This is a genomic window from Staphylococcus hsinchuensis (assembly GCF_038789205.1).
In the GTDB taxonomy this organism is placed as follows: Bacteria; Bacillota; Bacilli; order Staphylococcales; family Staphylococcaceae; genus Staphylococcus; species Staphylococcus hsinchuensis.
The window spans coordinates 766946-790694 of sequence record NZ_CP128355.1; the positions used below are offsets into that span (position 1 = coordinate 766946).

The following is a 23749-nucleotide window of genomic DNA, read 5'->3' on the forward strand; positions in this document are numbered from 1 at the left end:
TTATTTTTTCCTAATTCATTAAAATAGATACCTATATGTTTATTTTTTAAATTAAGAAACGAATTCGCATGCGAAACTGTATATTTTTTAATGGATTCAAAAATTAATTAATGTTTAAATATTTAAGTGCGGTTTATACTCAGGGGGTAAAAAAGCATAAAAAAAGTGACGATTTCTAATATCAAATTAGAAATCGTCACTTTATTATAAATTGAGAGTTAAGTATCTCAAGATTTTTCAGTTTAATAAGAATTATTTGTCGCCTTTGATAAGACCGATGATTGTTTTGATGATATCGATGATTGCAGTCATGTTACTCACCTCTCTTAATTTGTTAACTCCAATATAATATATCGTGCTTATATCTTGTTAAATATCCCCTAAGTCATTAAAAATCATGCTTAAATGATGAGAAAAAAATAAATAGGTACGACCAAGAGTCAAAAAGTGTCTATTAATGAAAATTGATAATTAGTACGATATAGAATATTAAATAAAAATTTATTTATGTATAAGTCGCATGAACATCACGGGAAAATTTTAAGTTAAAACAATTTTACAAATAAAAAAAGGCTGGTGAAGTTTCACCAACCTGTATATTATAAATTGAAATTATTTGTCGCCTTTGATAAGACCGATGATTGTTTTGATGATATCGATGATTGCAGTCATGTTATTCACCTCTCTTAATAAGTTAATTTCACTATATCTTACTTTTTACAACAAAAGAAAAAAATGAACTAACTCATTAAAATAAGTGCTTAAGTGAACCAAAATTTTAAAAAAATACATTATCGAATGCAAAACTGTCTAAAGTTTCGAAAAAATTAAATACAAATGAATTCATCATTTGAAAACAGTTATTTAATGAAAGAATACTAACTTGTTCTTTTAGATTAATTTAAAAGGATTATTATTTATACAAAGTAATTAATACTCAGTACTAAGATTTTGTTAAGTTTGAGTTAAGTCAATTCATATCTATATAAATTATATTATACTCTTTAGATGATACATATTTTTTAAAAGGGGACTTTATATAAATGAAAATAGTTAAAGTTTTAGGTTCAACACTTTTAGCGTCAATGTTTATCGTAACGACAGTTCATTCTGCACAAGCAACGACAGCTGAACAATCAGAAGCAACATCAGGTCAACAAACGATTTTATTCGATAACTCTCATGGACAAACTGCAGGAGCTGCTGACTGGGTTATTGATGGTGGTTTTTCAGATTACGCGGATTCTATGAAATCACAAGGTTACCAAGTGAAAGAACTTGATGGACAAGCAAATATTAACGAAGACTCATTAAGTGGGGCGAAAACACTTGTAATACCTGAAGCTAATATTCCTTTTAAAGCAACTGAACAACAAGCTTTAGTGAATTACGTTAAAAATGGAGGTAACGTGATTTTCATTTCTGATCATTATAATGCTGACAGAAATTTAAATCGTATTGATTCATCAGAAGCGATGAATGGTTATCGTCGTGGTGCATATAATGATATGACAAAAGATATGAGTAGCGGAGAGAAAAACTCAAAGGCAATGCAAGGGGTTCAAAGCTCAGATTGGTTATCTCAAAATTTCGGTGTTAAATTCCGTTACAATGCATTAGGTGACTTAAATACACAAAATATTGAATCGAGTGAGAATAGCTTTGGAATTACTAAAGGTGTGAACTCAGTTTCTATGCATTCAGGTTCAACTTTAGCAATCACTGATCCTGAAAAAGCAAAAGGTATCGTCTATGCGCCTGAGAATTTATCTTCTAGTCAAAAATGGTCTCACGCAGTTGATCAAGGTATTTATAATGGCGGCGGAAAGAAAGAAGGGCCGTATGTTGCAGTTTCTAAGTTAGGTAAAGGGAAAGCAGCATTTGTCGGTGATTCTTCGATGGTTGAAGACAGTTCACCAAAATACAAACGTGAAGACAATGGAAGTTCAAAGAAAACATATGATGGATTTAAAGAACAAGATAACGGCCAATTATTAAAAAATATCACAGAGTGGTTTGGTAAATCAGATGACGCTACATCTATTAAAGACAGTGGTGTAAAGTTAGATGAAAAAACACCGCTATTAGATTTTGAACAACCTGAAAATTCAACAGAACCTCAAAAAGAACCTTGGTCACAACCAGAAGAAGGGTATAAATGGTATGATCGTTCAACATTTAAACCAGGAAGTTATGGCAGCGAACAACAATCTGGTGGTGACAATACAAGTGATAACGGAGGATCAGGCGATTCAGATAATGGTGGTACGAATGATGCTCCATCAACAAGTGGTGATGCTTCATTTGTGTTACCACAAGATGTTCAACCTAATGAACCATTTAAAGTTACAGTTAAATTAAGTGGCTTTGAAAAGAATACAACAGTAAATGATTTATCAGTCGGTATATATAAAGATGGCGGCCAACAAATTGGTAGTTTTTCTAATGACGGTTCGACATTTGGCAACCCTGGTTACAGTGCTAAACAATCAGTGAAAACAGATGATAATGGAACAGCTACTTTAACGCTTACAGCTAAAGTAAGTGATGACTTAAGTGGCGCTAATATTCGCTTAAAACAAGGCAGCAAAGCAATTGCAACACAATCATTAGATTAAAGATAACAACTAAATAATCAATGACATTATTCAGAGGTTAAGACGCTACGTCGCGGAGAATCATGCAGTATTCTCGTATTCATACGTAGTTGGTCTTAACCTCTTATTTTATTTCGTATTCAAGTAATCTCTGTTAAAGTGAAAACACTAATTTATAAAGAGAGGATGACTGAGGTGGATTTTACAAAATTAGAGCACTATTTAAAAATTGAAAATGATTTATATCATCAAACAGATTTGGAAACGTTGAATCATTACATACATCAATATGTGATGCATGTACCTTTTGAAAATATTAATGTTCAAAATGGGGAACCGATTGCTTTAAATGATGAAGCGATGCTAGAAAAAATTGTCGACCAACATCGCGGAGGATATTGTTACGAACAAAATCACTTTTTCCATAATTATTTAAAAAGTAAGGGATTTGAGGTATACATCGTTGCTGGTACAGTTGCTAATGGGGATGCCTGGGCAAAAGAAGGCAGTCATATGGCATTGATTGTAAAGTTGGATAGTGGGAAGTATATTGTCGACGTTGGATACGCTGATGTTCCGACCGTCGCGTTACCTATTGAAGGTACAGTTGTTAATGATGTTACGGGTCAGTTTCGGATACAACAAACTGAAGCACATCAATATGAATTACAGAAGTTTCAATCAGATGAGTGGCAAACACAATATAAAGTAATTGATGAAACTAAAGAGATAGCACATTTCTCTGAAGGTATTTATTTCAATCAATATGATTCAGAGTCACTTTTTGTACAACAGTTACTCGTCAGTAAAGCGAAAACATTTGGTCGAATTACGCTGTTCAACCAACAGTTGATGTATAACATCTACGGTCAAAAAATGAAGAAATCTATAAACCAAAGTGAATATAAGAAAATATTACAAAATGATTTCGGTATATCCAATATTAAAATAAAACCTTTCGAAAAGTAAACGCTTACTTGCCTCCCTATTATGTAATTATTCTATATATTTGTTAATGTAATCAGAATGTCATAAAAATTATATATTAAATTAGCAATTGGAAGTGTATAATGTTTAAGTGTTAACGAGCGCAAGATGCAAAAAAATATTGGGAGGTTTACATTGTGCGTAAAAAAATCATTGCAACTGTTATTGGGACAAGTGCGGTAGCAGCAGTTGCATCAACTCATGCAGAGGCATCAACGACTTATACAGTAAAGAGCGGCGATTCACTTTGGTCAATAGCGAATAAGTTTAACATTTCAGTTTCGAAACTTAAGTCATTAAATAACCTATCTTCAAATGTGATTTTTCCAAATCAAACATTGAAAGTTTCTGGAACAACGAGTACAAGTACTTCAACAAGTACGAGCAGCACATCAACTGGTACGACATATACAGTTCAGTCAGGGGATACTTTATCAGGAATTGCTGCAAAATATGGCACTACATATCAAAAAATTATGAGCTTAAATAACTTAACAAGCTTCAATATTTATCCTGGACAGAAATTAAAGGTTTCTGGTACTACGTCTACAAGTGGAAGTGGTTCAACTTCAACAAGTTCAAGTAGTAGTTACAATACACCTATTTTCCATCACTCGAATTTATATACATGGGGACAATGTACATATCATGCCTTTAATAGAAGAGCTCAAATTGGGAAAGGTATCAGTACTTACTGGTGGAATGCTAATAACTGGGATACAGCTGCAGCAGCAGATGGTTATACTGTAAATTATAAAGCGACTGTAGGTTCTATCTTACAAAGTGATTCAGGTTATTACGGACACGTAGCTTTTGTAGAATCTGTTCATTCTGACGGTAGTATCACTGTTTCAGAAATGAATTACAGTGCTGCACCGGGGATTGTTACTTACAGAACAATTCCTGCATCACAAGTTAGCTATTATCAATATATTCACTAATAAGTGAATTAATATAAAAATTAAACGCTTAGGTTATGTGGTCACATCCATCATAACCTAAGCGTTTTTATTTTTGGGTGAAATAGATTTATTCACTTTGTTCAGTTTCTTTTAATTTTAATAGTTTCAGTTGCATCACGTTGCGCACGAGTGTCACACTCAGTAATAGTAGTGAGAACACTTTTTTAATCTTTTTCGGAGATTGGAAAGCAACGAGTAAATCATCAATGACACCGATTGTTGATAAAACAATGCTTAATTTCACTAAATTTTTATCTTTGTAATTTGTATTTGAATTATAGATATCTAATACTGTACTTGCACTATTTGTAATTGAAGTAATACCTGAAAGTTTTGTTTTTGTAGCCATGTTGTATACCTCCATTAATTTGTATATTTAAATGGTTTCAAATGTATCATACTACAATTTGTTTTACATGACTAAATATATGTGGTCGGTTGTCGTTAATATATAATATAATAACGAATATGGAGTCTGAGACAAAAATAGGTTTCTCAGATTCTTTATCAACTTGGCAGTAGATGTCTGAATTGAAAATGCGCTTATAACAAGCTTTTTTCAATCCTAGTCATCCTCGCCGGGGTGGGACTACGAAATCTTTATTAAAAATTCGATTTCTGTGCCACTCCCAATATACGTGACAAAGGTTGGTGGGAGAAACATGATTAAATGTGTTTGTTTAATTGTAGAACAAAATGATCAGCTATTGCTTGTACAAGCGAGAAATAGACAGAAATATTATTTCCCGGGTGGAAAGATTGATAAAGGTGAAAGCTATATTCAAGCGCTACAACGTGAAGTCAAAGAAGAACTGCAACTTGATCTTCCGAAAACTTCATTCCACTACATTGGAACAGTCGTAGGTCCTGCGTATCCTCAAAAAGATACATTGACAGAGTTGAATTGCTTTAAGACCACAGAGACGATTGATTGGTCAAAGGTTGAACCTGCCGAAGAGATTACAGATTTGAAATGGGTTAATAAAGCAGATGAACAGTTAATTGCACCTGCAGTTTTAGAGTGGATAGCGCATCGTAAATTAAATGAGAAAGAACAAGAAGATCAAAGTGTATCTTTTAAATTTTATGAACAGGATGATTGGGAAACGGTTAAGAATATTGCCATTACGGACGAAGATCGTAATTTTACGAAGACACCGATAGATAACATTAAACTTGCACAAGAAGATCCTTCACGTTATCCAACACTTGTATTTAATAGCGAGGACCAATGTATCGGATTCTTTACATTGCATACAGATGGTGGTGTCGCACCATATACTGAGAATCCGAATGCCGTATTCTTTAGATCTTTTTCTATAGATAATCGATACCGTGGCAAAGGCTATGGCAATATCGCGATGCAATGTCTATCTCAATTTATATCTGACCAAATGCCTAAAATAGATGAAATTTACTTAACGGTTAATGATAATAATATTGGTGCTCAAAAGCTTTATGAGCGATGTTATTATCAATATGTCGGTGAGGATGAATTAGAAGGCCGACCTGTTTATGTGATGAAACAACCAATCAAATAATTAAGACTTGCGTCATGAAACATAACATATTTTGTTATGTTTTGTGACGCATTTTTGCTTTTGAAAAACAGTGCCAGTATGATGTTTTTCAAAGGAGTGAGTCAAATGAATATGAATGATACATTATTTTTGTTTCTATGTACGTTGCTTGTTTGGTTAATGACGCCAGGATTGAGTTTATTCTATGGAGGGTTGGTGCAATCGAAAAATGTGTTGAATACAGTGATGCAAAGTATGGTTGCAATCGTTATAGTCACATTTGCATGGCTACTAGTTGGATTTAGTATGAGTTTTAGTACGGGCAATATATTGATAGGTGATTTCGATTATATCGGTTTGCAGCACGTTGGTTTCAGTACACATGAAGGTTTATCACCTCATATTCCCTTTGCATTATATATGCTGTTTCAACTTATGTTTTGTACGATAGCAGTATCAATTTTATCAGGTTCAGTTGCTGAAAAAATGAGATTTATACCGTACATTATTTTTGTATTTTTATGGGTTATCGTAGTTTATAGTCCAGTAGCTCACTGGGTTTGGGGTGGTGGTTGGATACATCGACTTGGTGCCATTGATTTTGCTGGTGGAACGGTAGTCCATATTACATCGGGGGTATCTGGTCTTGTTCTTGCAATTTTAATTGGTGCAGGAAAAAACTTTGATAAAAGACCGCCACATAATCTAATTATTACGTTGTTAGGTGGTATATTTGTTTGGTTTGGATGGTATGGTTTTAATGTAGGAAGTGCATTAACCTTTAATCACATTGCAATGGTGACATTTGTAAATACGGTGCTCGCAGCAAGTGCAGGTGCTTTTGGTTGGGGATTCATTGAATATTGCATGACTAAAAAGATGAGCCTTATCGGTATGCTATCAGGTATGTTATCCGGACTTGTTGCGATTACACCAGCTGCAGGATATGTTGATTATATGAGCGCAATCGTTATTGCTCTAATCGGTGGTGTGAGTTGTTTCTTTGCTATTAATTATATAAAGGTAAAGTTACGTTATAATGATGCGTTAGACGCCTTTGGTATACATGGGATTGGTGGGGTAGTTGGTGCTATCTTAACGGGAGTCTTTCAATCGCACAAAATAAATGAAGGTATTACGGACGGGCTGATACATGGCGGTGGTATACTACCCGTAACAGTACAATTGGTCGCAGTCATTATGACAATCTTGTTTAGTGCAGCAATGACATTGATGATAGCTAAAATTATCGCAATATTCTGTAATTTAGAAGCGGATGAAATGGAAGAACAACAAGGATTTGATGTGCTCGTTCATGGTGAAAATGCATATCATAATCCATTGGAGTCGCCCTTAAGTCAAAAGTTAAATAGTGAGAAATAAAAAAATACGGTTTGTCGTCAAATTAAACGTGGCAAACCGTATCTATATGAAAATTGTATTTATTGTTTTTGAGAATGTGTAGATTGTTGTTTCTTAATTAAATAAGCAGTCAACCAAGCAGTGATAGGAATACTGATAGCTACCGCGATACCTCCGAGAAGAATTGAAATGAATTCTTGTGCAAAAATCTTTGAATTAATAATATGTCCAAATGAATAATTCAATTTAAAGAACCAGAAAAATAAGGTTAACTGGCCTCCGAAATAGGCCAAATATATCGTATTTGCTGAGGTTGCCAATATTTCTCTACCTACACGTAGACCTGATTGGAATAATGCTTTACTACTTAAATTAGGGTTCGTCTCGCTTAACTCGTACATAGGAGAGCTAATCGTGATGGCTAAATCAATGACGGCTGCTATCACTGCTAGCACTACAGTAAAGACCATGAATTTAACCATATCGATACCAATATTCATTGAGAAAATATATGTTTCGTCTTGTTGTTCCGTTGTAAAGCCTTGTAAGTGACCGATAGCAACAGATAAATAAATACCGAATATAAGTACTAAAGTCGTCAGTAACGTTGCATAGAATGCTGCTTTCGTCTTTGTGTTATAACTGTTCAGCACAAATAAATTACAGGCAGCGATCACAATACAGAATAAAAAGGTTACCACATATATTGGTGCACCAAACATGATGATGATAATCGTGATTAACAATATCACGAAATTTAAAAATAACGTTAAATACGAAATGAGACCTTTTTTTCCACCAAAAATAATCATTAATATAAATAGGATAAGTCCTAATATTGTAATTACACTCATTGTTTCACACCTCGCATTTTAAACCAAAGTTGCATTAACACAATGGTAATCGGAATAGTAAGGACAATGCCGATACCTCCAGAGAGCGCTCGAGCAATTTCTAATGACCAATTCATTGAAATAGTATACGTCACAGTATTAGCATTTTTTAAATAGACTAAAATCATTGGTAGTGCTCCGGATAAGTAAGAAAAGAGCAAGATGTTCGTCATAGTGCCCATGATATCTTGGCCAATATTACGTCCAGCAAGCGCCCATCGTGTCATCGAGATGTCAGGGGTACGTCGTAATATTTCGTACATACCACTTGAAATGGTAATGGCAACATCCATAACGGCTCCGAGTGAACCGATCAGTACGGATGAAAGGAAGATTTCTTTTGGCGGTAAAGTTAGAAAGCTCATCGTTTCAAACTTCAAGCCGCTTCCACCAGTTAACTGGATGACCAGGTGGGTAATCCCAATTGAAACAAATGTACCAAGTAAGGTACTTAATATCGTTATAAAGGTTCGCCACTGTACACCTGTCACGAGTAATAAGGTGATGATTGTCGATAACACTACACCTGCTGTCATCAATGCGAATAAGTTAATTTGTGGTGATATTTCGTGAATATATATCGCCAAAATAACGATAGCTGTATTGATAATTAATGAAAGTATAGATTGTAATCCAATTTTGCGTCCTACACATAAGAGTGTAAGTAAGAATATGCCTGTAACCACAACGACGAGGCTGTCACGTTTCTTCTCAGTGATGTATGCGTCTTTAAGTTTATGATCGACATGTAATAATACTTTATTACCTTTAGAGAATGCTTCGCTATCTGCTTGTGAGGCGACGTATTTATTGTCAACATTGGTAGATTTTCCTTTAAATTGACCATTCAATATTTTTACAGTTAACGTATCTTGGTGTTTTATATCTTTATTATGATGTTCATCTGTTGTCGTTTCACTTTTATGAGGTTCAACGTGTGTGATTTGACCAATTGGCGTTCGATAGAATTGGTCGTTCATAAGGGTAAAAATAAATAAACCTAGGAATATCAAACAAAATAAAATGATAAAGATATTGAAAGGACGTTTTACCCACTGTTTGATAGACATCATTATTTTCAGTCCTCCTTTAATTAACAGTATGATTATACGCCCTTTTTTCAATAAATATCAAAAATTTATACAATATTTAGTTAATGAAACGATTTTTCCTGGTTCATTAATTGTTTAATTGTAGATAGCATTAATTGAATATCTTGCTTATTGTTATCTTTTCGTACGACGCTACAAACTGTTTGTTTTAGTTCAGTATGCGCTAGTGAAATTTCTGTCCAATCTCCTTCATTTTTATTGAGTGAATGATAAGAAGCAGTAATGATGTATCCGCGTTGTTGATTCAATAAATAAGTTGCTAACTGTGGTGATGTAATAGTATGAATAGGCGACTTTACTATGCGTGCCAACTTCTGCTTAATCGAATGAGGTAATGGATAAAGTGCATAGATTGATTGATCAGCCAATTGTATTAATGGCGGATTGGTCGCCATTGTTAAAGGGTCGGATTTAGGGACGTAAATATGATAGTACGCTTCAAATAATGGGCGAATGTCCAAGCCAGGTAGATTTTTAATTTCGTTGTCTAAATGGGTGAAGGCGATATCTATTTTATCTGTCATCAGTGCATCGATAATTTCATCCTCATTCATATGCATAGGTTCAACGATGGAAGTGCTCACGTGTTCGAAAGTTTGAATCAATAGTGTAAGTACTTGCGAAATATAACTGTCGATATAACCGATGCGAATTTTGTAATGATTCGCTTGAGATTGTTCACGAAATAAACGCACAGTTGTATCAAATTGGTCTAACATTTGTGTGGCATGTGTGAGTAATTGCTTTCCTTCATCAATAAGGTAAATATTACGACCTGACCGTTTAAATAATGTCACTTGTAATTCTCGCTCTAATTGAGAGATTTGGCGACTCACTGCTGACTGGGCAACGTCTAATTCTAGTGCTGCATCGGATAAATGCTCCTTTTTAGCCACTTCGATAAAATACTTTAATTGTTTAATTTCCATCTAAACTCACACCTTAAATTTCTGATCGTTCTAATAATTAGAATAATATCATCTATTTTATATATTGAACAGATGAATCAACTCCGATATAGTTTAATTATTAAAAATTCTGAAAATTCGTAAAAGAGGTGAACATCATGTGCGAAGCTAATAGAAAGATAGGCTTATATGACAGTCGTGAAGAACATGATGCGTGTGGAATAGGTTTTTACGCAAATATGGACAATAAACGATCACATAACATAATTGAAAAATCATTAGAAATGTTACGTAGACTAGATCATCGAGGCGGTATCGGTGCAGATGGCGTTACTGGAGATGGTGCCGGAATTATGACTGAGGTGCCTTATACATTTTTTGAAAAGCATACAGACATCGATTTACCACAAGAGGGCAAATATGCGGTCGGTATGTTTTTCTCGAAAGATCAAATCGCAGGCTCTCAACATGAAACACAGTTTAATGCATATTTCGAAAAAGAAGAATTACGCGTATTAGGTTATCGTGAAGTACCTTTAGATACTAGCGCGATCGCTCCGCACGTTGCAGAAACTATGCCATTCATTCAACAAGTGTTCGTCGCTTTAAACGATGTTAACCAAGTGGAAAGAAAGTTATATTTAGCGCGTAAGCAAATTGAATATTATGCGAAACAGCACGATTTAGAATTATATTTCACAAGCTTGTCTCACCGTACGATTGTCTATAAAGGTTGGCTCCGTTCTGATCAAATTAAATCATTTTATTTAGATTTAAACCACTCAGATTATGTTTCGAAACTCGGACTCGTACATTCACGTTTTAGTACGAATACCTTTCCGAGTTGGAAACGTGCACACCCTAATCGTTTGTTGATGCATAACGGTGAAATTAACACGATTAAAGGTAATGTGAATTGGATGCGTGCCCGTCAAGCCCGCTTAATAGATACAATCTTTGGTGAGGATAAAGATAAAATAACAGAAGTGATAGATGAAGACGGTAGTGATTCAGCTATTGTTGATAATGCCTTGGAGTTTCTATCATTAGCAATGGAACCTGAAAGAGCAGCGATGTTAATGATTCCTGAACCTTGGGTTTATAACAAGGCAAATGATAAAAATGTGCGCGCTTTTTATGAGTTTTATAGTTATTTAATGGAGCCTTGGGATGGACCAACGATGATTTCATTTTGTAATGGTGATAAAATTGGCGCCCTTACTGATAGAAACGGCTTAAGACCAGGTCGTTATACCATTACTAAAGATAACTTTATTGTATTTTCATCGGAAGTAGGTGTGATTGACGTTCCGGAAGAGGAAGTCGCATATAAAGGGCAACTCAACCCTGGTAAATTACTATTAGTCGATTTTAATGAACAGAAAGTGGTAGATAACAATACACTTAAATCTCGTATTGCGGAGGAGCGTCCTTACGCAAATTGGTTGGACGAATATACAATTGACTTAAAGTTAAATCAAGTTTCGTATCAAAGTAATCAATGGGATGAAGCTACTTTGACACGTTTGCAAAAGCAATTCGTCTATACAAAAGAAGAAATGGAGAAATACTTAGTAGAATTAGTTGAAAAGAAAAAGGATCCAATTGGTGCGATGGGGTATGATGTGCCAATTGCAGTCTTAAATGAACAAGACGAAACGTTATTCAATTACTTTAAACAATTGTTTGCGCAAGTTACGAATCCGCCGATAGATGCGTACCGTGAAAAAATCGTCACGAGTGAGTTGTCATATTTAGGTGGGGAAGGAAATTTATTAACACCAGAACAAAATGTTTTAAACAGAATTCAACTCGAGCGTCCAGTATTAACAGAAAGCCAATTGGACGTTATTGAAAGTAGTCCATTCTCGGTCCAACATTTATCTACATTGTACAAAGATGACTTAGAAACGGCGCTAGACAAATTAGGGGATTCAGCGATAGACGCAGTAAATAAAGGTTGCGAAATCATTGTGCTCGATGATCGCTTATTAACATCTGAATCTAGTTATGCTATGCCGATGTTATTAGCAATAAGTCATATACATCAATTATTAATTAGAGAAGATTTACGTATGCATACAAGTATCGTGGCACTATCTGGAGAGGCTAGAGAAGTACATCACATCGCTTGCTTACTTGGTTATGGTGCGAATGCGGTCGTACCTTATTTAGCACAACGTACGGTTGAACAACTTGTATTAAATGAGCGTTTAACAGGTGACATTGCTGAAAATGTTCAAACATATACTGAAACGCTATCTGAAGGGGTTATTAAAGTGATGGCGAAGATGGGGATCTCTACCGTACAAAGTTATCAAGGGGCGCAAATTTTCGAAGCGGTAGGTTTATCCGAAGAAGTAGTAGAACGCTATTTCACTGGTACACAGTCGAAGATCTCTGGTATTTCACTTGAGATGATTGATCAGGAAAATAAATCACGCCAAACACCTAAGAGTGACTATATTGAATCAGGTAGTACATTCCAATGGCGTAAGCAAGGTCAATATCATGCATTTAATCCTATGACAATTCAGTTATTGCAACAGGCGTGCCGTACAAATGATTACGATAAATTTAAACAATTTTCACAAGAAGTAAATGATAAGCGTACGGATCACATCCGTCATTTAATGGAATTTAAACGCCAACAATCTATAGATATTAGTGAAGTTGAACCAGCGAGTGCAATCGTGCAACGTTTCAATACGGGTGCGATGAGTTATGGTTCAATTTCCGAAGAGGCACATCAAACGTTAGCTGAGGCAATGAATCGCATGGGTGGTAAGAGTAATAGCGGAGAAGGTGGAGAGAACCCTGAACGATATAAGATAGATGAACAAGGTCGTAACCATTCAAGTGCAATTAAACAGGTGGCATCTGGACGTTTTGGCGTTACGAGTGATTATTTACAACATGCAAAAGAAATTCAAATTAAAGTTGCGCAAGGGGCTAAACCAGGAGAAGGTGGACAACTCCCGGGTACAAAGGTCTACCCATGGATTGCAGAAGTTAGAGGTTCCACTCCCGGTATAGGTTTGATTTCACCACTGCCACATCACGATATTTACTCAATTGAAGACCTTGCCCAACTCATCCATGATTTAAAAAATGCGAACCAAGATGCAAACATCACGGTGAAATTAGTGTCTAAAACAGGTGTTGGTACAATTGCTGCAGGTGTCGCAAAAGCTTACGCTGATAAAATTGTCATCAGTGGCTACGACGGAGGAACAGGTGCGTCACCTAAGACAAGTATTCAACACGCAGGTGTACCTTGGGAAATCGGTTTGGCTGAAACGCAGCAAACGTTGATGCTCAACGGTTTACGCTCAAGAGTTAAAGTTGAAACTGACGGTAAATTACTTACTGGTAAAGACGTAGCATATGCATGTGCTTTAGGTGCTGAAGAATTTGGTTTCGCTACTGCACCGTTAGTTGTTTTAGGTTGCGTGATGATGCGTGTTTGCCATAAAGACACATGTCCAGTTGGTATTGCAACACAAAACCAAGACCTCCGAGCATTGTTTAGAGGTAAAGCGGATCATATTGTGAATTTTATGCATTTTGTAGCAGAAGAACTCAGAGAAATATTGGCAGAACTCGGTTTAAAATCAGTCGACGAACTCGTTGGGCGTACAGATTTATTGCAACGTAAATATAAATCATCCACACCACAAGCAAAATCAGAGACGTTAAATGTTGAAGCACTATTATTTAGTTACGAAGGAGAACGATTTAACTCTATTCAACAAAATCATCACTTGCAACGTGGCTTTGATCTAACGCAACTCTATGAAGATGCACAACAAGCGATTGAACAAGGTCAGTCTTATCAGGGCGAATATCAAATCAGAAATGAGCAACGAGATGTTGGTGTCATTACTGGTAGTGCAATTACACGAGCGCACGGCGCACAAGGCTTACCGGAAGATACGATAAGTGTGACGACGACTGGCCATGCAGGTCAAAGTTTAGCAGCTTATATTCCAAGCGGGTTAACGCTACATCATACAGGAGATGCAAACGACTATGTCGGTAAAGGTCTCTCCGGAGGCAAAGTTATCGTCAAAGCACCGAATGTTTCACGTGAAGAAGAAATTATCGTAGGTAACGTATGTTTCTATGGTGCTTCACAAGGTGCAGCTTATATTAATGGTAGAGCTGGAGAACGATTCTGCATACGAAATAGTGGTGTTGAAGCAGTGGTTGAAGGTATTGGTGACCACGGACTCGAATATATGACTGGCGGACGAGTTGTCGTGCTTGGTGATGTTGGCAAAAACTTTGGTCAAGGTATGAGTGGCGGTGTGGCTTATATTTTCCCTACAGATATTCAACAATTTATTGAAGTCAATCAGCTATCGACGTTAGATTTTGAACGAGTGGAAGTGGAAGAAGAATTTAACGTATTGAAATCGATGTTAGAACAACACGTTCACTATACAGGTAGCACGAAAGCTAAACGTATTTTATCAGACTTTGAAAATGTTTCTAAATATGTAGTCAAAGTCATACCGAAAGATTACAAATTAATGATGCAAAAAATAGAGCTACAAAAGCAACAATCAAAAAATTTAGATGAAGCATTGTTGAATGCATTCAACGATGATCGCAAGCAGTTAGAAAGTACGAAGCAATTGAGTGCAGTTTATTAAAATGAGAAAGGGGCGTCATTGTTATGGGAGAATTCAAAGGATTTATGAATTATGAGAAACAACAACTTGATGAACTTTCACTTGTAGATCGCATTGCAAATCACGAACCTTTTCAACAGAGGTTTACGAAAGAAGACGCGGCACAACAAGGGGCGCGTTGTATGGATTGTGGCACGCCATTTTGCCAAACAGGACAACCAGCTGGTAAAGAAACAATCGGTTGTCCGATTGGTAACTACATCCCAGAATGGAATGATTTAGTTTATCGACATGACTTTAAGAATGCCTATGAACGCCTAAGTGAGACGAATAACTTTCCAGAATTCACAGGTCGTGTATGCCCTGCGCCATGCGAACAGTCTTGCGTAATGAAGATAAATAGAGAGTCGGTGGCGATTAAAGGGATTGAGCGTACAATTATTGATGAGGCCTATGACAATGACTGGGTACAACCTACAATACCGGATAAACGTAAAAATGAATCTGTGGCGATTGTTGGAAGTGGCCCAGCAGGTTTAACGGCTGCCGATGAACTCAATAAATTAGGATATCACGTAACAGTGTATGAACGCGCACATGAAGCGGGTGGTTTACTCATGTACGGTATTCCTAATATGAAGTTGGATAAAGACGTTGTTCGTCGACGTATTAATATCATGGAGCAGTCTGGGATCGACTTTATAACTGATACAGAAATAGGAGTAGACATGAGCCGTGAAGAATTAGAACAACGCCATGATGCGATTATTTTATGTACGGGTTCTCAAAATGCGAGAGATTTACCATTAGAAGGACGTATGGGCTTTGGCATTCACTTTGCGATGAATTATCTGACTGAACAAACACAGTTGTTAAATGGTGAAATTAGTGAGGCTGAGATTACCGCTAAAGATAAGAATGTCATCGTCATTGGAGCAGGAGACACAGGAGCTGACTGTGTGGCAACTGCTTTACGTGAAAATTGTAAATCAATCGTGCAATTTAATAAATATACGAAACAACCCGAAGCGATTGAATTCGAAGAAAATACTTATTGGCCTTTATCCATGCCTGTATTTAAAATGGATTATGCCCATAAAGAATATGAAGCGAGATTTGGATTTGAACCGCGTGCATATGGTGTACAAACGATGCGTTATGATGTGGATGAAATTGGTCGCGTGAAAGGTGTTTATACACAAATCCTTGAGGAAACTGAAGATGGCATGGTTGTCGTGGATGGTACAGAAAGACATTGGCCGGCAGACTTAGTATTATTATCGATTGGTTTTGTAGGAACAGAAACGACAGTGCCACATGCATTTGATATTCAAACTGAACGCAATAAAATTGTAGCGGATAATAAAGACTTTAGAACGAATCAACCTCACGTCTTTGCAGCTGGAGATGCGCGACGTGGACAAAGTTTAGTTGTATGGGCGATACAAGAGGGGAGAGCTGTTGCAGACGCTGTAAACACTTATTTACAAGAAAAAACCCCTGTCTCATAAATAATTTATTGACTTTTCCAAAAAGCTATAATAATATATTTATTGTGTTCTTTTTGGAGGAATACCCAAGTCCGGCTGAAGGGATCGGTCTTGAAAACCGACAGGGGCTTAACGGCCCGCGGGGGTTCGAATCCCTCTTCCTCCGCCATTATATTTAATACCAAGACTAATAAATAGATTTGCAAGCATTCAGTTACGACTGAATGCTTATTTTTTATGCCTCTAGAAATGATATCTAGGAAGAATGATTTTTTAGAAAAATAAATATATTTATGAAAGCCTTTACATAACTTGTCTAGACAAGTTATAATTTCTGTGATGTCAAAGAAAAGGGAGTGGAAGATCATGGCTGTAAAAAAGAAAGACGTACAGGACATGTTGGACGCAATCGGCGGTAAAGAAAATCTAGATACCGCAACACACTGTGTGACACGTTTGCGATTAGTGTTGAACGATGATAGTAAAGTAGATAAAGATAGACTTAACGACAACGATTTAGTCAAAGGACAATTTAAAGCGGATAACCAATATCAAATTGTAATTGGTCCAGGGACGGTCGATGAAGTTTACGACCAATTTATTAAAGAGGCGGGTGTCAGTGAGTCATCTAAAGATGATGCGAAATCTGCAGCTGCAAAGAAAGGGAATCCAATTCAACGTTTGATTAAATTATTAGGGGATATCTTCATACCGATCTTGCCGGCGATTGTAACAGCTGGTTTGTTGATGGGGATCAACAATTTACTTACGATGAAAGGGTTGTTTGGGGACCAACCTCTCATTAAACAAGTACCGCAATTAGCAGATATATCTGATATTATTAACGTGATTGCGAATACGGCCTTCATATTCTTACCGGCTCTAGTGGGTTGGAGTAGTATGCGTGTATTTGGTGGTAACCCTATATTAGGTTTAGTACTTGGGTTAGTATTGATGAACCCTCAACTTGTTTCGCAGTATGATTTAGGGAAAGGGCATATTCCAACGTGGAACCTATTTGGTTTAGAAGTTAAACAATTAAATTACCAAGGCCAAGTGTTACCGATATTACTAGCGACATATGTCTTAGCGAAAATCGAAAAAGGTTTAAACAAAATCGTGCATGATTCGATTAAAATGCTCGTCGTTGGCCCAATCGCACTGTTGATTACAGGATTTTTAGCATTTATTGTGATTGGCCCGATTGCACTAGCTATTGGAACAGGTATTACCAACTGTGTAACTTATATTTTTGAACATGCCGGATGGTTAGGCGGTGCCTTATATGGATTATTATATGCACCATTAGTTATTACAGGTCTACACCATATGTTCTTAGCAGTAGATTTCCAATTGATGGGTAGTGAACTTAAAGGTACTTACTTATGGCCAATACTTGCAATTTCTAATATTTGTCAAGGTTCAGCAGCATTTGGTGCATGGTATATTTATAAAAAACGCAAAATGGTTAAAGAACAAGGTTTAGCAGTCACTTCTGGTATTTCAGGTTTCTTAGGTGTTACGGAACCTGCGATGTTCGGTGTGAACTTACCATTAAAATATCCATTTATCGCATCAATCATTACATCATGTGTATTAGGTGCTTTAATCGGTGCAAATGGTGTACTTGGTAATGTAGGTGTCGGTGGGGTTCCAGCGATTATCTCTATTAAAAAAGAATACTGGCTAGTTTACGGTATTAGTATCATTATTGCGATTGTTGTACCGTTCTTATTAACAATATTCTTATCACGATTTAGTAAAGAAGAGACGAAAGAGTTAGTAGAAGATAAATAATAGGTATACACGCTTTCTATTATGTATAAAAATATTCAATTCTAAAGGTGGTAGCGTTATGTCTCAACATGACTGGAGAAAATCAGTAGTCTATCAAATCTATCCTAAGTCATTTAACGATACGACAGGTAATGGACAAGGCGATTTGCAAGGAATTATTGAGAAGTTGGATTATTTAGCATTTTTAGGGGTGGATTATATTTGGTTAACACCCGTATACGAATCTCCTATGAATGATAACGGTTATGATATTAGTAATTACTTTAAAATAAATGAACAATTTGGCACGAAAGAAGATCTTGAAACCCTGATTGATGAGTCGCACAAACGTAACTTGAAAGTAATGTTAGATATCGTGATTAATCATACTTCGACAGAACACGAATGGTTTAAAAGTGCATATGAGAATAAGGAGAGTCCTTATCGCGATTATTACTTCTTCAGAAAGTCTAAAGATGGCCAACCTCCAACGAACTGGGAGTCTAAGTTTGGAGGTAATGCTTGGCAATATGATCCTGTAACTGACGAATATTATCTACATTTATTTGATGTAACTCAAGCAGATTTAAACTGGGACAATACAGAAGTTCGTCGTGCCTTATACGATATCATCAATTACTGGATTGACTTCGGTGTCGACGGATTCCGTTTTGATGTCATTAACTTAGTTTCGAAAGATGAATTTAAAGATTCGAATAAGATTGGAAAAGAGTTTTACACAGATGGACCACGCGTTCATGAATATTTACATGAGATGAATCGTCATACCTTTGGTGATAAAGAGATGATGACTGTAGGAGAAATGTCATCAACGACGATTGAGGATTGTATTAAATATTCTAATCCTGAACGCCAAGAACTAAGTAGTGTCTTTAACTTCCATCATCTAAAAGTGGATTACGTTAATGGGGAAAAATGGACAAAGGGTCAGTTAGACTTTCAAAAATTAAAACATATCTTGATGGAATGGCAGTTGGGTATACACCAAGGTGGCGGATGGAATGCAATATTCTGGTGTAACCATGATCAACCACGTGTGGTATCACGTTTCGGAAGCGATGCAACAGAAGCTTTACGTGAACAAAGTGCTAAAATGTTAGCGACTGTATTGCACATGTTACAAGGCACACCTTATATTTACCAAGGTGAAGAAATAGGGATGACAAATCCGCATTTCAATTCGATTGATCAATACCGAGATGTTGAATCAACGAATGCTTTTGCCGAAATGAAACGAAAAGGCTATGACGCAGCAACGATACTCGAAATATTGGATCAAAAATCCCGAGACAATTCAAGAACACCTATGCAGTGGTCAAATGAAACAAACGGAGACTTTACTTCAGGGACGCCATGGATTGATGTGCCTGACAATGTAGCTTCTATCAATGTAGAGGCCGCAATAAATGATAAACAATCCGTTTTATACACTTATCGCCGATTAATCCAACTACGACACGAATATGATATTATTACTTACGGTAGTATTGAACCGCTTTATATTGGACACGAACAGTTATTCATTTATAACCGCCATTATAATGAAGAAACATGGACAGTAATTGCGAATTTCTCCCAAAAACGAGTGTGTCTTCCTGAAGATTTAACTGTTGAAGGTGAAATAATGGTGTCCAATGGTGAATTGATAGATGGCAAGATTAGTGGCTTTGGTTCGATTGTAATTAAGCGAGTTTAAAGATTTCGATAATAGAGAGTGAGTTTACATGACGCAAAGAAAATTTATGACAATCTATGAAGCCTTACGATCAGATATTTTAAATACAAAATTGAAATACGGTGAACAACTACCATCGGAAAATGAATTAGTCCAAACTTATCAGTCTTCGCGTGAAACCGTACGTAAAGCTTTAAACTTGCTCGTAAGTGAAGGCATGATTCAAAAGATTCGAGGTAAAGGGTCAATTGTGATTTACCAGAATATCACCGAATTTCCATTTGCGGATCTGATTAGTTTTAAAGAAGTGCAACAGACGTTAGGGTTGCAACATGAAACTGAAGTAAAACTATTGGAAAAGATTCAAGCGAGTGAAATACCTGTCGTTAAAAAGGCGCTGAACCTTAAACAATCAACTTGGCTATGGCACGTCATACGTGTTCGGAAGATTAATGGCAAAGTTAAAATTATCGATGAAGATTATCTAGATGCATCCATCGTTCCTGATTTAAATGAGACTATTGCTCAAGATTCTTTGTATCATTATATCGAACAAGTATTGCATTTAGAAATTAGTTATTCGAAGAAGTCTATAACGTTCGAACCGTTTGATCAATTAGAATATGACATATTCGAAGATTATGATGTACCCTACGTAGCAACTGTAAGAGGTATTGTGCATCTTGAAGATACGACGCGTTTCCAATATAATATTTCTAAACATATCGCAACTGAATTCAAATTTAATGATTTTTCAAGACGTTATAAAAAGAAATAACGGGGCTCAACACTGTCATATTCCTTTTGTGATATTTTTGACACACTTTATCAAATCTTATCCTTGCCAAAGGTCAAACTCATATAGTATGATATAGTTTGACGTGCTAGGTGGGGAGGTAGCGGTTCCCTGAACTCGAAATCCGCTTATGCGAGACTTAATTCCTTTGCTGAGGCTGCGTTTTTGTGAAGCTGCCCGAAGCACGTAGTGTTTGAAGATTTCGGTCCTATGCAATATGAACCCATGAACCATGTCAGGTCCTGACGGAAGCAGCATTAAGTGGATCCTCATATGTGCCGTAGGGTAGCCGGAATTTAGCTAACGACTTCGGTTACGTTTATGAGACGCACTCGAAGCAAAGGTGCACGCATTTTTTATGTCTACAAATAATAATTTTAATATATATGGAGTGACTAAGCTTTGATTAGCGGTCACTCTTTTTTTATAATAAACTATAACAAAGTGGTAAGAGCTCGAGACGACATAACTAAATATTCGTACGTCGTTTAATTGATATGCAACGTATTGATATATAGTTACCTTAGCTTATAGGGACATTTTCTGAAAAGATTATGAATAAGGGGCACCATAATAAAATATCTTAAACGTGGTCACGGACTCTCACCCTCATGTTAGCTTTAACAAATAAAGTATAAGGTGGCGGTATACATGCAAGTTTATTTAAGTTCTATCACTGAAAATGATTACGATTTAAGTTTGGATGCCATTAAAAAAGCGTTCGAAGATGTGGAAATGTCAAACCATGACGAACATGATTTAGTAGTAAAGTTAAGAGAAGCTCCCGAATACAATTATGAGTTAGAAGTCGTTGCCAAAAACGAAGACGGCGATGTGATTGGACATGTCATGTTGTCAGAAATAACAATTGTTAATGATGCTAAAGAATATATTGCCCTTGCGCTTGCGCCTTTATCTGTGCTCCCTGATTATAGAGGTAAAGGTTTAGGGAAAGCATTAGTCAATGCAGTTGAAGATCGTGTTAAATCTCTAGAATATACAACAATTGTAGTGCAAGGCGACCCAGACTATTATGAACCACTTGGCTATAAAGAAGCTGCAAAATACGATATATATAGCACCTTTGACGTGCCATCGAAATACGTAATGGTGAAATTTTTATATGAACAATTAGACGATCGTCCACACGGTAAAATCATTTACCCAGATTCTTTTAAATAATATTCAAAGGGTTATCGACAATGCTATAATAGACGTCGAATGCAATTGGAGGTGCCAAAGTGAAATATCAAGCTTTATATCGAATGTTCCGACCACAAAGCTTTGAGGATGTAGTAGGGCAGGAGCATGTAACGAAGACATTGCGAAATGCAATTTCGAAAGGTAAACAATCTCACGCATATATTGTCAGTGGTCCACGTGGAACTGGTAAGACGAGTATTGCAAAAATCTTTGCAAAAGCGATTAACTGTCTGGAACATACAGACGGTGAGCCTTGTAATGAATGCGCGATTTGTAAAGGAATTACTCAGGGGACAAATTCAGACGTCATCGAAATTGATGCTGCGAGTAATAATGGTGTAGATGAAATAAGAAATATACGAGATAAAGTAAAATATGCACCTAGTGAATCTAAGTTCAAAGTATATATTATCGACGAGGTCCATATGTTAACGACAGGTGCGTTCAACGCATTGCTTAAGACGTTAGAAGAACCACCTGCACATGCGATTTTCATTTTAGCAACGACGGAACCACACAAAATACCTCCTACAATCATATCGAGAGCGCAACGCTTTGATTTCAAGGCAATTGGTTATGAAGAAATCGTTGGACGATTGAAGTATGTGGCCGACGAACAAGAGATTGATTATGATGAGGAAGCACTGAGATTTATTGCCAAAGCTTCTGAAGGCGGGATGCGTGATGCGCTAAGTATTATGGATCAGGCTATAGCATTTGGCGATGAACACCTCACGCTACAAGATGCGCTCAATGTAACAGGCAGCGTTGATGAAAGTGCTTTGAATGATTTGTTTAAAGAAATCGTTGAGGGCGATGTTAAATCAGCATTTGCAACATATCATCAATTTGTGGCAGAAGGTAAAGAAGTGAATCGTTTAATTAATGATATGATTTACTTCGTACGCGATACGATAATGAATAAAACTTCAAACTCAGAAACCAGTTTAGATGCGCTTATGCACTTTGACCTTGATACGCTATATAAAATGATTGATATTATTAACGATACTTTGGTATCTATCCGTTTCAGTGTAAATCAAGGTGTACACTTTGAAGTATTATTAGTTAAACTAGCAGAAATGATTAAGCACAAACCACAAGAGGTGGAAACTGTAGCAACAACGAGTGTAGCAGCAGAGCCGAGTAACGATGCTTTATTACATCGTATGGAACAACTGGAAAATGAATTAAAGACATTGAAAGCACAAGGTGTTACAACAAATAACACTTCACAACCACCAAAGCGTCCTTCAAACAGAAGCGGCCAGTCTAAAAATGCATTTTCAATGCAACAAATTGCCAAAGTATTAGACAAAGCCAATAAAGATGATATTAAAATCTTGAAAGATCATTGGGGCGAAGTGATAGATCATGCTAAAAATAGTGATAAGAAATCCTTGGTTAGCCTTTTACAAAATTCAGAGCCGGTAGCTGCGAGCGAAACTCACGTATTAATTAAATTTGATGAAGAGATTCATTGTGAGATCGTTAATAAAGATGATGAAAAGAGAAAAAATATAGAAGATGTCGTCTGTAGCATCATTGATAACAAAGTGAAAGTAGTCGGAGTTCCAGCAGATCAATGGATGAGAGTGAGATCAGAATATCTGCAAAATAGAAAAAACAGTACAAACTCAGAAAACCCTGCGGCATCAAGTAATGACAGTCAAGTCCAGACAGATGACTCAAATACTGATGCACAAAGTGAAGTCGATGTGGTTCAGAAAGCGAAAGACTTGTTCGGGGAAAGTACTGTGAACGTGATTGATAAAGAATGATACATGACAATGGTAAAAAAGCCATGTAT

At 36.4% G+C, this 23749-nt stretch carries 15 protein-coding genes, 1 tRNA gene, 1 other RNA gene and 2 pseudogenes; 15 read left to right on the forward strand and 4 right to left on the reverse strand.

The genetic code is table 11. The annotated features are described in order from the left end of the window. The first annotated feature begins 1043 nt into the window (after positions 1–1043). From QQM35_RS03795 to QQM35_RS03805, 3 genes are all read left to right on the forward strand, one after another. A complete protein-coding gene (locus QQM35_RS03795; protein ID WP_251521179.1) occupies positions 1044–2618 on the forward strand; it encodes a GldG family protein in 1575 nt (524 codons plus the stop codon). 165 nt (positions 2619–2783) lie between these two features. Beyond that, a complete protein-coding gene (locus tag QQM35_RS03800) occupies positions 2784–3566 on the forward strand; it encodes an arylamine N-acetyltransferase family protein (RefSeq protein WP_418129223.1) in 783 nt (260 codons plus the stop codon). A 155-nt stretch (positions 3567–3721) separates the two neighbouring features. Continuing rightward, positions 3722–4525 carry a LysM peptidoglycan-binding domain-containing protein gene (locus tag QQM35_RS03805; RefSeq protein WP_251943511.1) on the forward strand — a complete coding sequence of 268 codons (804 nt, stop codon included), beginning with the start codon at positions 3722–3724 and terminating at the stop codon, positions 4523–4525. An 88-nt stretch (positions 4526–4613) separates the two neighbouring features. On the opposite strand, the gene QQM35_RS03810 is transcribed toward QQM35_RS03805, so the two are convergent. Then, complete coding sequence (locus QQM35_RS03810; RefSeq protein ID WP_251521171.1) at positions 4614–4895, reverse strand: hypothetical protein; 282 nt, start codon at positions 4893–4895, stop codon at positions 4614–4616. 313 nt (positions 4896–5208) lie between these two features. Here QQM35_RS03810 and QQM35_RS11440 point away from each other — a divergent pair. The 3 genes and pseudogenes from QQM35_RS11440 to QQM35_RS03820 all read left to right on the forward strand — a co-directional run. Then, a pseudogene (locus tag QQM35_RS11440) lies at positions 5209–5574 on the forward strand (NUDIX hydrolase); the annotation flags it as partial. Positions 5575–5655: 81 nt separating this feature from the next. Next, positions 5656–6087, forward strand: a pseudogene (locus tag QQM35_RS11445) (GNAT family N-acetyltransferase); the annotation flags it as partial. A gap of 105 nt (positions 6088–6192) precedes the next feature. Continuing rightward, the gene (locus tag QQM35_RS03820) at positions 6193–7449 is read left to right on the forward strand and encodes an ammonium transporter (protein ID WP_342610509.1); all 1257 of its coding nucleotides are present in this window, start codon (positions 6193–6195) and stop codon (positions 7447–7449) included. Positions 7450–7508: 59 nt separating this feature from the next. Here QQM35_RS03820 and QQM35_RS03825 read toward each other — a convergent pair whose 3' ends face one another. The 3 genes from QQM35_RS03825 to gltC form a co-directional block, all read right to left on the reverse strand. Continuing rightward, complete coding sequence (locus QQM35_RS03825) at positions 7509–8282, reverse strand: YibE/F family protein (protein ID WP_251943505.1); 774 nt, start codon at positions 8280–8282, stop codon at positions 7509–7511. Beyond that, a complete protein-coding gene (locus QQM35_RS03830; RefSeq protein WP_342610583.1) occupies positions 8279–9391 on the reverse strand; it encodes a YibE/F family protein in 1113 nt (370 codons plus the stop codon). The genes QQM35_RS03825 and QQM35_RS03830 overlap by 4 nt, the downstream gene beginning before the upstream one ends. Positions 9392–9474: 83 nt before the next feature. Then, entirely contained in the window at positions 9475–10362 is an 888-nt protein-coding gene (gene gltC, locus QQM35_RS03835) for a glutamate biosynthesis transcriptional regulator GltC (RefSeq protein ID WP_251943503.1), read from the reverse strand. Between the two features lie 137 nt (positions 10363–10499). Here gltC and gltB point away from each other — a divergent pair, with 137 nt between their 5' ends. From gltB to dnaX, 9 genes are all read left to right on the forward strand, one after another. Continuing rightward, positions 10500–14999 (forward strand): glutamate synthase large subunit, encoded by a 4500-nt coding sequence (gene gltB / locus QQM35_RS03840; protein WP_342610510.1) that lies wholly within the window; start codon positions 10500–10502, stop codon positions 14997–14999. Between the two features lie 23 nt (positions 15000–15022). Further along, positions 15023–16489, forward strand: coding sequence for a glutamate synthase subunit beta (locus tag QQM35_RS03845; protein WP_342610511.1), 1467 nt, complete (start codon positions 15023–15025; stop codon positions 16487–16489). A gap of 55 nt (positions 16490–16544) precedes the next feature. Then, positions 16545–16637: transfer RNA gene (locus QQM35_RS03850), tRNA-Ser, on the forward strand. 197 nt (positions 16638–16834) lie between these two features. Next, positions 16835–18265, forward strand: coding sequence for a PTS system trehalose-specific EIIBC component (gene treP / locus QQM35_RS03855; protein ID WP_342610513.1), 1431 nt, complete (start codon positions 16835–16837; stop codon positions 18263–18265). 58 nt (positions 18266–18323) lie between these two features. Beyond that, a complete protein-coding gene (gene treC / locus QQM35_RS03860) occupies positions 18324–19961 on the forward strand; it encodes an alpha,alpha-phosphotrehalase (protein WP_251943495.1) in 1638 nt (545 codons plus the stop codon). 28 nt (positions 19962–19989) lie between these two features. After that, positions 19990–20718, forward strand: coding sequence for a trehalose operon repressor (gene treR / locus QQM35_RS03865; protein WP_251943494.1), 729 nt, complete (start codon positions 19990–19992; stop codon positions 20716–20718). Between the two features lie 101 nt (positions 20719–20819). Further along, positions 20820–21087: signal recognition particle sRNA large type (ffs, locus tag QQM35_RS03870), an RNA gene on the forward strand. Between the two features lie 300 nt (positions 21088–21387). Then, positions 21388–21918: a GNAT family N-acetyltransferase gene (locus QQM35_RS03875; protein WP_251943492.1), complete on the forward strand. Its 531-nt coding sequence runs from the start codon at positions 21388–21390 to the stop codon at positions 21916–21918. An 83-nt stretch (positions 21919–22001) separates the two neighbouring features. Further along, positions 22002–23720 carry a DNA polymerase III subunit gamma/tau gene (gene dnaX, locus QQM35_RS03880; protein ID WP_425356341.1) on the forward strand — a complete coding sequence of 573 codons (1719 nt, stop codon included), beginning with the start codon at positions 22002–22004 and terminating at the stop codon, positions 23718–23720. Positions 23721–23749 lie beyond the last annotated feature (29 nt).